The 13360-nt window shown below is 34.8% G+C and carries 14 protein-coding genes; 3 read left to right on the top strand and 11 right to left on the bottom strand.

Going from position 1 to position 13360, the window contains the following annotated elements; translation table 11 throughout:
• The first annotated feature begins 514 nt into the window (after positions 1-514).
• Positions 515-1963 (top strand): helix-turn-helix domain-containing protein, encoded by a 1449-nt coding sequence (locus tag CJZ72_RS09230; RefSeq protein WP_227326385.1) that lies wholly within the window; start codon positions 515-517, stop codon positions 1961-1963.
• A 187-nt stretch (positions 1964-2150) separates the two neighbouring features.
• Here CJZ72_RS09230 and CJZ72_RS09225 read toward each other — a convergent pair whose 3' ends face one another.
• The 3 genes from CJZ72_RS09225 to CJZ72_RS09215 form a co-directional block, all read right to left on the bottom strand.
• The gene (locus tag CJZ72_RS09225; protein ID WP_002292860.1) at positions 2151-2351 is read right to left on the bottom strand and encodes a cold-shock protein; all 201 of its coding nucleotides are present in this window, start codon (positions 2349-2351) and stop codon (positions 2151-2153) included.
• A 131-nt stretch (positions 2352-2482) separates the two neighbouring features.
• On the bottom strand, positions 2483-3091 hold the full coding sequence (locus tag CJZ72_RS09220; RefSeq protein ID WP_081135818.1) for a superoxide dismutase: 609 nt from the start codon (positions 3089-3091) through the stop codon (positions 2483-2485).
• Between the two features lie 91 nt (positions 3092-3182).
• Positions 3183-3653: a GtrA family protein gene (locus CJZ72_RS09215; RefSeq protein WP_081135816.1), complete on the bottom strand. Its 471-nt coding sequence runs from the start codon at positions 3651-3653 to the stop codon at positions 3183-3185.
• 508 nt (positions 3654-4161) lie between these two features.
• Between CJZ72_RS09215 and CJZ72_RS09210 the strand changes: the two genes are divergently transcribed.
• Positions 4162-4965, top strand: a complete 804-nt coding sequence (locus tag CJZ72_RS09210) for a DUF1189 domain-containing protein (RefSeq protein ID WP_081135812.1) — start codon at positions 4162-4164, stop codon at positions 4963-4965.
• A gap of 66 nt (positions 4966-5031) precedes the next feature.
• Here the strand turns inward: CJZ72_RS09210 and CJZ72_RS09205 are convergent, their stop codons facing one another.
• The 8 genes from CJZ72_RS09205 to mltG form a co-directional block, all read right to left on the bottom strand.
• A complete protein-coding gene (locus CJZ72_RS09205) occupies positions 5032-5979 on the bottom strand; it encodes a phosphoglycerate dehydrogenase (RefSeq protein ID WP_081135809.1) in 948 nt (315 codons plus the stop codon).
• 127 nt (positions 5980-6106) lie between these two features.
• A complete protein-coding gene (locus tag CJZ72_RS09200) occupies positions 6107-6400 on the bottom strand; it encodes a HesB/YadR/YfhF family protein (protein WP_081135806.1) in 294 nt (97 codons plus the stop codon).
• A gap of 12 nt (positions 6401-6412) precedes the next feature.
• Positions 6413-7078 carry a potassium channel family protein gene (locus CJZ72_RS09195; protein WP_081135804.1) on the bottom strand — a complete coding sequence of 222 codons (666 nt, stop codon included), beginning with the start codon at positions 7076-7078 and terminating at the stop codon, positions 6413-6415.
• Positions 7079-7321: 243 nt separating this feature from the next.
• A complete protein-coding gene (locus tag CJZ72_RS09190; protein ID WP_081135801.1) occupies positions 7322-7954 on the bottom strand; it encodes a response regulator transcription factor in 633 nt (210 codons plus the stop codon).
• Positions 7955-7960: 6 nt separating this feature from the next.
• Positions 7961-9028 carry a two-component system sensor histidine kinase LiaS gene (liaS, locus tag CJZ72_RS09185; RefSeq protein ID WP_081135799.1) on the bottom strand — a complete coding sequence of 356 codons (1068 nt, stop codon included), beginning with the start codon at positions 9026-9028 and terminating at the stop codon, positions 7961-7963.
• A complete protein-coding gene (gene liaF, locus CJZ72_RS09180) occupies positions 9025-9756 on the bottom strand; it encodes a cell wall-active antibiotics response protein LiaF (protein ID WP_081135821.1) in 732 nt (243 codons plus the stop codon). The genes liaS and liaF overlap by 4 nt, the downstream gene beginning before the upstream one ends.
• A gap of 286 nt (positions 9757-10042) precedes the next feature.
• On the bottom strand, positions 10043-10522 hold the full coding sequence (gene greA, locus CJZ72_RS09175; protein ID WP_005876368.1) for a transcription elongation factor GreA: 480 nt from the start codon (positions 10520-10522) through the stop codon (positions 10043-10045).
• 138 nt (positions 10523-10660) lie between these two features.
• Entirely contained in the window at positions 10661-11833 is a 1173-nt protein-coding gene (gene mltG / locus CJZ72_RS09170) for an endolytic transglycosylase MltG (RefSeq protein WP_081135851.1), read from the bottom strand.
• Between the two features lie 201 nt (positions 11834-12034).
• On the opposite strand from mltG, the gene CJZ72_RS09165 reads away from it, so the two are divergent.
• Positions 12035-13204 carry a serine hydrolase domain-containing protein gene (locus tag CJZ72_RS09165; RefSeq protein ID WP_081135848.1) on the top strand — a complete coding sequence of 390 codons (1170 nt, stop codon included), beginning with the start codon at positions 12035-12037 and terminating at the stop codon, positions 13202-13204.
• Positions 13205-13360: the final 156 nt, after the last annotated feature.

The following is a 13360-nucleotide window of genomic DNA, read 5'->3' as shown; positions in this document are numbered from 1 at the left end:
CTTGGGTGCTTAGCCCTCTTTTATCTATTTCATCCCCCACTAAGCCAATAATTGAAGCTACGATTCCCCTCTGTGCAACACTCCTCAATAGATTTTTTTGACCCAAAAAGATATCTTTTTGAAAGAAAATGATTCGTTAACTTAAGTTACTCGGAGTTTAACAACTGATAAATTAGAAATCTATTATTAAGTTTTAACTCCGATTTAAATAACTCATTTATCTAAATCTGCAGTTTCAATGTGTTTTTATATGTACGTTATATTTTCAAAACATTTCGCTTTTTTTATTAAATACATTATAATTAAATTAGCAAAAACTCATAAAGCAACTCGTTCTTTTATGAAAGGGCTGTCATTTCTGTGAAAGAATATAAAATAACTATTAAACAAATATAAATAAAACAGTTTTTAGGTACAAACGCTGGTAAAAAAAGATTATTTCTCAATATTTGTAAAAAAAAATACAAATATTGAGAATGAATTATCAATATTTACATTAAAAGGAGGATAAGAAATGGATTTTATTTCATTTTTAGAGAAAAATACCCAGACACAATTAACGATTTTAGAAAATATATATATATCAAAAAAAAGCTGGAATTTGGAGGAACTCTCTGCGTTGACTAACTCCGATAAGCGTTCCATATTGAATCATTGTGAACATATCCAAGAACTGTCGAAGGGGCACTTTAATAAAGAGACCAGAAATTATAGTTATTCTGGAACCAGTATCGACTACCAAAAATTGATCTTAGCTATTTTAGACCATTCTTCTGTTTTTCAATTAGTACATACACTTTGTCTTCAATCTCAAGTTGATCTTACAGAATTTTCAAAATCGAGGAATATTAGTGAGTCTTTTTTAAGAAGACATCTCACTCGTATCAATCAGCTATTGGAAAAATATCGTATTCAAATAAAAACCGCAAAAGGTCACATTTTTATTAGAGGAGAAGAAACACAGATTCGTTACCTCATTTATTTAATCTTATGGCAATCCTATCGTGGAGTAGAATGGCCCTTTAAGGGAGTCGATTTTCATCAAGTTTTTTTGGTCATCGAAAAATCCTTTCAATTGATCAATCAAAGACCGAATAAAATAAAAATGATGGAATGGTGTTTTATCGTGGCAATCACTAAATTAAGAGCTGATCAAGAAAATCGAATACAAAAAGAGAGATTACCTTCCTTCACTGACCAATTATGGTTGGCATTCGAAGAAATAGCCTCTGAATTGAGTATTGGATTTAATAGACTATCTCTAACCACTTCCGAGATTGAATTTTTATTTCTCTGGTTACAAACACGTACCTCTTTTTATTTGAATGATCATTTTTTAGACAAAGCAACAAAAATCCATTTAAAAGAAGACACACCTATCAAACAATTTCAAAATAATTTTTATCGTTATCTTTATTCCATAGGATTTAAATCTTCACAGATCAATAGCAAAAAAAGGTTACTAAACAGCACCTTATTTGCCAATGGAATGACTGGTTATCTATTTCCCGAGTTTTCGATTATCAAGCATGATATCTCAACCTTTATTGAAAAAAATTATCCCACATTCAATCGTGAAATCAATCGTCTCTCACAACACTTTAAAAATCAAAGTCAGACATTGGCATGGGTTCATCCATGGAATCTAGCAGAAGCATTTATGATTGTAGCTTCTCCTACTTATTTTGATAAAGAAATAAAAATCAAATTTGAAAGTGATTTTCCATTAAGTATTGAATTGACTTATATGGAAATGCTGCAAGAACAATTACGCATCTATTTAAATGTTCTCTTTACAAATGATTTCTTATACAAGCCCGACTTGATCATCCGCACAACAGACATTCCGTTAAAAACAGTGACTTACGAAGAGTCTATCCCCACTTTGACGATTTCTACTGAAATGTCTAGCGAGCAGATCTATCTACTAAGTCAAAAGATCCAAAAAATAGTAAATCGTTGATTCTTCCACTAAAGTACAGGGGAAACTATTTTTTCAAATTTTGTAAAAAACAAGTCATTATTGCCATAGAAGCACTCACAGAATCAATGATTTTTTCCTTTAAAAAATCAAAAAAGAAGATGGATCAACCATCTTCTTTTTATTGCTTTGATCAGTCCGCAACCGCGGGCTTTTCTTCAACAAATTATTATAATTTAGTCACTTCAGCAGCTTGTGGACCACGAGCGCCTTCAACAATCGTAAATTCAACTTCTTGACCTTCTTCTAAGCTCTTGAAGCCGTCACCTTGGATTGCTGAAAAATGTACAAATACATCGTCTCCGCCATCTACTGTAATAAACCCAAATCCTTTTTCATTGTTGAACCATTTTACTGTTCCATGTTCCATAAATGTATAGCCTCCAAAAAAGTTCTTGCAAGATACCTTGCAAGCCTATTATACCCAATTTAGAAAACGCTCGCAAGCTTTGCTAAATTTATTTTTCAATTCGATTTTGGAGTATGCAAAACAGCTATCATTTATTTTGCGGCTGCAAATTGTTTGTTTACTTCGTCCCAGTTGACAACATTCCAAAAAGCAGCAATATAGTCAGGGCGTACATTTTTATATTTCAAGTAATATGCATGTTCCCACACATCTAATCCTAAGATAGGTGTTTGGCCTGTCATCAATGGAGAATCCTGGTTTGCTGTAGAAGTGATTGCCAATTTACCATCTTCCAACACTAACCATGCCCAACCTGATCCAAAGCGTCCGGCAGCCGCTTTCTTGAACTCTTCTTTAAATGTTGCGAAATCACCAAAAGCTTCATCAATCGCTTCTTTGATTTCGCCTGTTGGTTCGCCACCCGCATTAGGTGCCATGATTTTCCAGAAAAATGAATGGTTTGCATGTCCACCACCATTGTTTTGTACCGCTGTCTTAATATCAGTAGGAATCGCGTCCATATCAGAAATCAATTCTTCCACTGATTTTTCGCCTAATTCTGGATACTTTTCAATAGCTGCGTTTAAGTTTGTAACATAAGTATTATGGTGTTTGTCATGATGCAAGTGCATCGTTTCTTCATCGATATATGGTTCCAGTGCATCAAATGCATAAGGTAGATCTGGTAATGTGTAAGTCATAAAAAAATTCCTCCTCAATGTGTTTGTTCATAGTCTTTACACTACAAAGAGTAACAAAGAGAAGGGATTTCTACAAAAATTATGCTTATAGCTATTTCTTGTTCTGATTTTCAGGAAGTTCTTCTTCAATAATTTCTGTTTCTTTAAAGATAAATAATTTACTGAAAATATAATTTGCTAATACTACGATGACCTGTGTAATGATTTTTGCCACATAATCATTGACATGCATCACTTGGATCATGAGTAGCATGGCACCCATATCCATTCCATACGATACTACTCGATAAAAAATAAATTTTCCAAATTCGATGATTAAATGAAGAAAGCTTGGAGATTTTGAATGGAACACCCAGATTTTATTTGTGACAAATGCAAATAAAACGGAACAAATCCAAGAGATCGTATTAGAAACAGGCATACTTAACTCAAACAGTTGTAGTGCAATATAGAAACTGACAAAGTTAACAACTGTTGCCAAACCACCAAAAAAGAGGTAAATAAAAATCTCCCAATACCCTTTTCGTTCTAAAAAATGTTTTGCTTGATGATAAAGATTCATTGGTCAACCTACCTTACTATTCATTTCTGCTTCATCATACCTTATTTAGGAAAATATTTCATCTTCAATTCTTAAAATCAATCGTTCCTTATCCTTTGCATTTGTTTCCGCTTGAATCGTTATATGCATTTTTTATTTTGGATCTTGGATAGCCAGATATTTTTTAGGATTTCTTTGTTTTGAAGCTATTTTTTGAGTTACAGTAAGATAGCATACTTGCTGATGTATCTCAAAAATCATGGAAAGCATCAGAATTCAATGATAATCTACCTGAAAAACCACACCAATAAATTCTACTAAAGTAATCACACCATTTGAAAAACAACCCACAAGATTTTAGTTGATTGCTGGTGGTCTTTCATCTTTTCCTACATCAACCTTTACTCTATCAGCATAACATGTTTGCTAAAATGACCCATCAATTTTGTGTTTTCCTATATGCCCCTTGTATTTCCTTTCTGACTTCGCTAGAATTGCTAATGACGACACTATTATTAAAGGAGTAGTTATGACAACTAAACAATTAATCATTAGCTCTTTCACACAATTCAAAGAGCTTAAAAATGCCAGAAATACACCATTCGGTAAATCGATCCTCTATTTATTGGTGCTCAGTATCATTATGGCGTTGCCTATCTCCTTTCAAATTTTTCAAGTCTTGAATAATATCAAAGCGGATGGACAGAAAATCGCAACTAGAATACCAGATTTTACGATCAAAGATGGCAAAATCGATACAAAAGATAATGAGGGATTCATTTACCAAACCAATTCGATTATATTTACATTCGATCCAGAAGGCAGACGTTCAGAAAAAGATGTCACTTCTGACTTGATGGGCAACTTTTTAAGTGTGGGGATGCTTGAAAATGAGCTTGTGGTCGCTTTTCCAAATACGGGAACAACAACTGCTTTATTAAGTAGTAATCAATTTGAGCTTGAGTACACGAATGATGCTATAAAAAATCTAACAGGGAAACAATTACGCGATACCTTAAGTGAAGCATCGATTCCATTTTGGATAAAAGCCGTGACTTTCTTGATTTCAATCTATCCGAGCTTCTTGAACCTGATCATCACATTATTTTTTGCTAATTTCGCTGCATACATCTATGCACGACTTCGTTTAACAAGAGCAACGTTTCTTGATTGTTTGAAAACAATGATCTATGCGATTTCACTTCCTACCTTGTTGGCGACGATTCTAATGATCTTCTTGCCGACATTTGATACAAGTGCATTTATCGCGATTGCCGGATTATTCATTTTTTCCCAAGCAGTCAAAGGCTGGCCCAAGATTCAAATGATGTAAAAAAAACTGTTCCAATTAGTGATCTATACTAATTTGGAACAGTTTTTTTCTACACTCAGATTTTTATCAATATCCTTTGTTCAATTCAACCTGATTGACCTGCAATTTGCGATTTGCCATATAGCTTTGTAGGTTAGCTAAAAAGATCTTCATTAATTTATTTTGGAAATCAGGTGTTAGTCCTGCAATATGTGAAGTAAGTAAGACATTGTCCATTTCCCACAGCGGACTATCGTAAGGCAATGGTTCTTCCTCAAAGACATCCAGAGAAGCAAAAGCTAATCTTCCTTCATTTAGTGCAATCACCAATTCATCTGTTTTTAAGGATGCTCCTCGTCCTACATTGATCAATACTGCCTGACGATTGAACTTTTTAAATAACTTACCATTGAACAGTCCTTTTGTCTGTTCCGTCAAAGGTAGAATATTTACAACGATAGTCATTTCAGGCACTACTTCTGATAAGTCTTCAAGTGGGTAGGTTTGTTTGAACCCATCTACAGGATGGCCAGATGTATTGATTCCATAACATTCCATATCAAATCCAGATGCCTTTTTTGCAACCATTTTACCGATTTTCCCCGTACCAATGATCAGTACTTTTTGATTTTCTAAAGGCTGATAATGTACATTCGATCCTAACCATTTTTTTGCGACTTGTGCTCGCTGAGCCTGAAATAGCCCTCTTGAATAGCCAAGAATGATTCCCATGATATGCTCTGCAATCGATTCACTATGGATACCACTACCATTAGATACCAATATCCCTTTCTCCGCAAATTTCTCTAATGGTAAGGTATCCACACCAGCAGAAATCGATTGAACCCATTTTAAATGACCAGAGTAAAGCAAGCCCTCTTGATAGTTTCGATTCCATCCTAGACTGATTTCCACGTCGGGAAGCTCTTCTTCTATCAAATCAGTTTTGATCGTATAGTTTGGAGCAATTGATTTGATTTTATCCATAAATTCTTCTCTAAAATCTCGATCTAAGTAAATAATTTTTTCTCCCATGTAGTTAACCACCCTTCTTCTCTTTAGTTTAGCCTAAGTATAACAAAGTATGAAACAATCTGTTTTCTTCAGAACTAAAGAAAAGGAGTCTTCCGGCTGATTTCTTGCCGAAAATACTCCTTTTTCTTCACTGTTCTTTGAAATGATAAATCGGTTCATCTAAAGTTTCATCATAATCTACTTCTAGATCATATCCTTTAAAAAACCATTCATCGGCCTCGTCAATGAAAAATAAGATACCATCGATCACTTCTTTTTTTATAGGATGTTCTGGAAGCTCTACAGACATACCAATGGAAAAGCCTTCATGCACTTCTGTTTTCCCATAAACCTTCCCAAAGAAACGGATACCATAACCTTTAGGTAGCGCTACTTCTGATTCAAACCACTTACGTGCATTTTCTGTCACTGTCAATTCCATTCAAGCATCCCCTTATTGATTCATCTTGTCATCTAAAATATCTACATCTTCTGTCTCACCGATCACTAACAAATTATCATTTTCCCGCACATATTCCGCAGCGGAAGGTGAGACTACGACCGTTCGATCCGAACGACGGATTGCAACTACAGTTAAGTCATAACGCTGTCTAAAATTTAATTCTGCTAACGTTTTATTAAAAAATTTAGGATTAGATACCCGAATTTCCGCAAGCGAAAACTGATCAGATAATTCTAAATAATCAAGGATATTCTTTGATACCAAGTTATGGGCAATTCGAACCCCCATATCACGTTCAGGATGGACAACACGGTCAGCACCTATTTTTTCCAACACACGAGCATGATACTCATTTTGTGCTTTTGCCAAAATATTAGGGACACCCATTTCTTTCACCATCAACGTGACCAAAATACTTGCTTGGATATCTTCCCCGATCGCTATGATCACATGGTCAAAGTTTCTGATTCCTAAAGAACGTAACGTCATTTCATCTTGGGCATTTGCTACTACAGCATGTGTAGCAATATTCATATATTCATTGACTCGGTCTTCACTGCTATCAATGGCTAATACTTCTTGACCCGCTTCGACTAACGTCCGACAGATACTTCCACCAAAACGGCCAAGACCTACAATTGCAAAGTTTTGTTTCACTTGTTTCCTCCCTTATCTTTTTACCTAAGTATAGCAAAGGCTTTCTAAAAACGAAAGCAAGTGATCAAGATATTCTCACCTTTCAAAAATTAATTTCTTACAGAAAAAATAAAAAGAAAAAAACTCAAAATATTAAATTTATTTCGAGATTTTTTCTTCTTGGTTCACCGTATTAGTTTTGCAACACTTCATACAAAAAATTGTTCCTCTTTGAAGGTCCCATTAAAAGGAGTATAATTTATGTTACTTGACTAATCCATGTTTGAACGCATAGATTGCAGCTTGCGTTCGGTCTTCAACTTCTAATTTTGCTAAGATATTAGACACATGAGTTTTAACAGTTTTAAGCGTGATAAACAATTCATCGGCAATTTCCTGGTTGCTTTTTCCTTCAGAGATCAACATCAAGATTTCGTTTTCCCGATTCGTTAATTCTTCATGAAGGACTGGTTCATTTCGTCTACTCATTTTCTCCATCATTTTATTTGTTACTTCAGGTTCTAACACACGTTCTCCACGCTGCGTTGCTCGAATCGCATCTGCTATTTCATGAGCAGTCGATGTCTTTAATAAGTATCCTGCCGCACCTGCTTCAATTGCGGGATAAACTTTTTCATCATCAATGAAACTAGTTACGATAATGATTTTTGCTTGCGGCCAATCCTTTAAGATAGCTTTTGTTGATTCGATACCGTCCATTTCTTCCATGACAAGATCCATTAAGATCACATCAGGTCGTAATTCCATTGCTTTTTCGTAACCTTCTCGCCCGTTTTCTGCTTCGCCAATCACTTCGATATCATCCTGGATCGATAAATAAGAAGAAACGCCTAAACGAACCATTTCGTGATCATCTACAAGTAAAACTTTGATCATCTTTACTTACCCCTCCTTCATTAAAGGAACTTTGATTTCAATACTGGTACCTTGTCCTTTGAAACTAATGATTTTCACTGTTCCACCGATACCCGCAACCCGTTCTCTAATATTATTTAATCCATAGCTACCAGTTTTAGATTCATTCATATTGAATCCAGCTCCATCATCAATCACCCGTAATAACAGATTATTATTGATCTTATGCAAATAAACTTCCAATTCATTCGCCTTCGCATGTCGCAGCGTGTTAGACAATAGTTCTTGTACGACACGAAACAGATGATCCTCAATAGAACTTGTCAATTTTACGTCCTCAATGTCCCATTTCAGAGAAATTTGAATTTTATTTTGCAATTCTTTCAATAGCTGCTCAATCCCTTGCTTCAAACTCTTCTCTTCAAGGTTTACGGGACGAAGATGAAGCAACAATGCACGCATTTCTGATTGTGAAGCATTGATGATATCCGCTACCATTTGCAGTTGTTTACGAAATATTTCAGATGTATCTGTTTTTTCCGCTTGTTCCGTTAATGCAGACATCATCATCATTGCTGCAAAAAGTTGTTGAGAAACAGAATCATGCAATTCTCGAGCTAACCGATGTCTCTCTAATTCTAAGATTTCTTCTCTTGTTTGTCCATCCACATACTGCGGTCTACTTGTCATAATTTGGAGTTCACTTGATACTTCAATCATTTTCTCTTTGATTTTGGTAATTTCCAGATCGATATCATGTAAGTAGATATCATCGACTGGTCTTGGTATTGGTTGATTCAAAATAGGTGATTCATAATTACCCGCCGATAGAGTCCGTAGTTTCTCTTCGATTTTCCCATATCTTGCTTTTTGAATAACTGAAACAATCAAAAAAATGAGAAGTCCTACGCCTAAAGCAATGGCAAATAAATGAAAAATCAAGGGAATATACAAAAGTCTAGCACTTAATAACTCTCGCCACCAATCAGTTTGATTACTCGCATAAAAATAAGTAAATAAAGAGAATAAGATGATCAAGAAAGAAACAATTGCTGAGTAAACAGCAAACATTCGTTTCGACAATTTGCTGATCATACTCGTATCACCTCAACATCTCCCAAAAGTGAATTCGTGATGATCTTTAAACGTCGCGGATTTTCATCATAATCGTTACTATAGATTTTGATGGATTCGTTCTTCAATGAAAATTGTTCTTCTTCAAATAAAACATTCCCAGCCAAAGTAGCGTGTTCTAAACTCATTGCAATACCTACGGGAACTAAAATGCGTGTTCTGCCGATCCCCTTTCGGATGATCACAATATTGTCATCTTTAGGTAACAAAGTATTTCCTAAATCAATGATTGTATCACCAGATATCAATGAAATATTGATATCATCCCATTCATATACATCGTTTCCGATCCTTTGATTACCAAACAATTGTTGCGTTTTTCGTTCATTGTTATGAGATTTTAATTGATCTGTTTGGACCATGATCATTTGTTTTTTACGCCAGAATGCATTTTTTGTAAAATCGATTCCTGATATCTCTACACCTTTTAGACCGATGAACAAAACAGCAAACACAGCCATCATCCATAATGCAGGACTATTCACTAAGCTAAAGAAGATGATCAGTCCTCCCATAACCAATTGAAAATTTTGAAATCCTGATCGTGGATGTTTTTTTAAAGCTAAATATATATTTAAGATGCCAAAAAGTACCAAAAGAAGTAAGGCGACATTATTAACGATTTGCCAAATAGCAAAAAGCAATAGCAGCGTTTCAACAATGATAAAAAAACGCCAAGAACTATTCATCTCTTTTTCCCCTTTCATAGTCATTCTCATTTCATCATACCTAGTTTTTCTCAAAGATGCCATAGGGCTTAAGATGTAAATCATTGCTACAACCAAAAAAGGAGAAGACAAAAGTAAAATCACTTTTATCTTCCCCTATCGATCCGAATAAACAGCGAAAATGAAAGCAACTGCTTCGAAAAATAAATCGAAATTCTCAAAAATTAAAACAAGTTATTTTTGTAGATTTTCTTTTATTTCTTGAAACACCTTTTTTGCCTCTTTTCTACTTAAACATACAGTTGATTTACGCTTGTTCCACTTTAGTGATTTTAACTAACATATCGCCACCAGGAGTTGCGATAGTCACTTCGTCATTAACCAACTTACCGATCAATGCTTGAGCAATTGGAGAATCATTAGAAATCTTTCCAGAAAATGGATCTGCTTCTGCGCTCCCTACAATCGTATACTCTTCTTCATCACCATCAGGCAATTCAATAAAAGTAACTGTTTTACCAATCGATACTTCGTCCGCATCTACACCATCGTTATCAATGATTTGTGCGAAACGGATCATTGTTTCGATCGTTGTGATTCGTCCTTCGACAAATGCTTGTTCATCTTTCGCAGATTCATATTCTGAGTTTTCAGATAGATCACCAAAGCTACGGGCAATTTTGATACGTTCAATAATTTCCCCGCGTTTAACTGTTTTTAATTCTTCTAATTCTTCTTCTAGTTTAGCTTTACCTTCTAGAGTCATAGGGTAAACTTTCTCAACCATGTATAACGTCTCCTTCTTATCTTTTGGAATACCGCAAAAGGTAATCTTTTGAGGATATAATCCAAAAAAGATTACCATGCTTTTCCTAAATTGTAAATGTTTTTTTATTAAAATAAATCACTAGTGACATAACCTATTTTACGAATTATTGACATATTTATCAACTAATTCTAAATGTTCTTCATAAGTTTTTGCAAAGTAGACATCACCTGTTTTGATATCCGCTACAAAGTAATAGTAATCATTTTTAGTAGGTTCTAAAACAGCTTTAATCGAAGCTTCACTAGGGTTATCGAACGGCCCAGGTCCATATCCCGTATTTGTATATAAATTATAAGGAGAGTCCACCGCAGTATCCTCATAGGTCACTAATTCTTTGTGCTCTCCTAATGCATATAACACAGATATATCAGACTGTAACGGCATATTCGCAGCAATCCGATTATAAAATACTTGGGCAATATTTTTACGGTCATTTTCTTTAACCCCTTCTTTTTCAACTAACGATGCCAAAGTCAATACTTCTTGTACCGTATGATTTTGTTGTTTGATTGTTGAAAAATAAGGTTGCAACACTGTATTTGTCTTATTGACCATTTGAATCACTAGGTCTTTAAGCGACATCTTTTTATAATAGTCATAGGTAGCTGGGAACAAATAGCCTTCTAACCGGTATTTGACATTTTCAGCCGTGCTGGCGCTTGCCAATAGATCAGGGAATTTTTGCTGTAACTCTTTGAAGAATGTTTCATCTTTCATCAAATCCAAAAATTCTTGTTCATTTTTCCCAGTCACTTTAGCCACTCGTGAAGCAATTTGATTGATGTCATATCCTTCTGGAACGACCACCTTGCCATCTGCTACTTCTGTCGGTTCAGAAGTACCACCTTCTTGTAATTCTTTACCAATTTCATCTAAAGTCATATTAGGTGCCATTTGGTAATATCCTGCTTTAAATCCAGTCATATTTTTGAATTTCGTATAATAGTTAAATACGATTCCACTCTTAATGACATTATCCTTCTCTAAGATTTCACCGATCTGCTTATTTGAAGAGCCACTTGGGATCTCTACTTGCACTAATTGGTCATTTGATGTATCCAGTGGCTTTAATCCACTGTCGACATAACGGTATACTGTAAAGCCAAGGACGCCGCCAACAATCAATAATGTAAGAACAATCACCATAATGATCCTACTTACGATTTTATCTTCTTTTTTACGTAAATTCTTCCTCTGAGTGATCACTTCGGTGGTATCAGAAGAAACATTCTTTTTTTTCTCCACTGGACGTTGTTTGTTTTCTGACAAAACAACTCCTCCTTACTATCAAGTTCGTAACTCTATTTATTATACATGATATTTGAATTGTCGTGAATGATTTTATTTAAATAATCTATCAAAATTGTAAGTAGTAAATATATTATTATCAGATTAAAATAAATGTTGTCAAGATACAAGCTATTTTAGCTTTATTCTTTCTATAAAAAGAAAGGAAAGTCCAAAACTATTATGAAAAAAGGAAAACATGCTAAAAAAAGAAAGCATTCATTTTTAACAATCATCGTCTTGTTGTTCAGTCTTAGCTCATTTTCTACAGGAACTATTCTTGGATGGCACTTATACAATAATGAACACTCTCAGACAATCGCACATGCTCAATCCTCTCAAAAAAAATTGATACTAACAACCGATGAACAGCAGCTCGTTGAAAAAATCGATCAACTATTACGAAAAAATGATTATATTGGTTCCATTCTCGTAAAGAAAAATAATCGTATCATCATGGAAAAAGGTTACGGCTATGCGAATAAGCTCACGCAACAACCAAATGACCCTTCACTTTATTATCAGATTGGTTCGATTCAAAAAGCATTGACTACTCTTTTGATTTTAAAACAAGTCGAACGTGGACACCTTTCTTTAGACACTAAGTTGGCTCAATTCTATCCACAAATCGCTGGTAGTCAGAGAATTACTATCCGTGACTTGCTGTATATGCGCTCGGGCTTGCACCGAACTGCTTCTCCGACCATACCAATGACTGATGAAGAAATCGTCCAATTTGCGCTTCAGCACTTAAAATTTACAGATTACCAGACCTACCATTACGAACCATTGAACTTTACCATATTGACTGGAATTTTAATCAAATTAACGAATCAACCGTATGAAAAATTAGTGACTGATGATATCATAGAACCTTTGGGATTACAGCATACGAAGTTTTATGACCAAGTCAAAAATTCATCCAATCATGCACTATCCTATCAAATGTCTAAAGAGGACGATTACTTTAAACCATTGACAGAATCTGAAACAGAGATCCATAACGAATTAGGGACTGGGAATATCAGTATGTCCGTCTATGATTTAAATACGTTGTTTACACAAGTTTTATCTGGAAAACTAGTTTCCAAAGACGTACTCTTCTCATTATGGCGTGAAAATGCGAAGGGGCATCCATACAGCGGTGGCGTATACTGTGGAAATGATTATATCTTAGCCCAAGGAAATATCAATCGGTACCATTCAGTCGTGGCCATCAAAAGAAATCTAACAGATACTGTCGTCATGGAAAGCAACGTTCAAGCAGATAAAAAGATCAAACTGTCAGCGAATGATCTAAGGAATCAAATCTATGATCTATTGGAAGGGACCAACCACTTAGCAAATGGCTGATATAACGAAAAGAGAAGATTGAAAATACTACATCTTTGATAGTATTTACTAAAAAAGGGCTCTATACTTTTTGATGTTGGTGAACTTCGCCAACATCTTTTTTGTATAAAAAAATATAGAAAAGACACCCTGAAATCCTTTAGAATTAATTTGGCT

The sequence above is a fragment of the Enterococcus durans genome (genome assembly GCF_002277935.1).
Taxonomy (GTDB): domain Bacteria; phylum Bacillota; class Bacilli; order Lactobacillales; family Enterococcaceae; genus Enterococcus_B; species Enterococcus_B durans.
The sequence above is the reverse complement of the archived record's forward strand: the minus strand, read 5'-3'. Positions and strand labels throughout refer to the sequence as shown.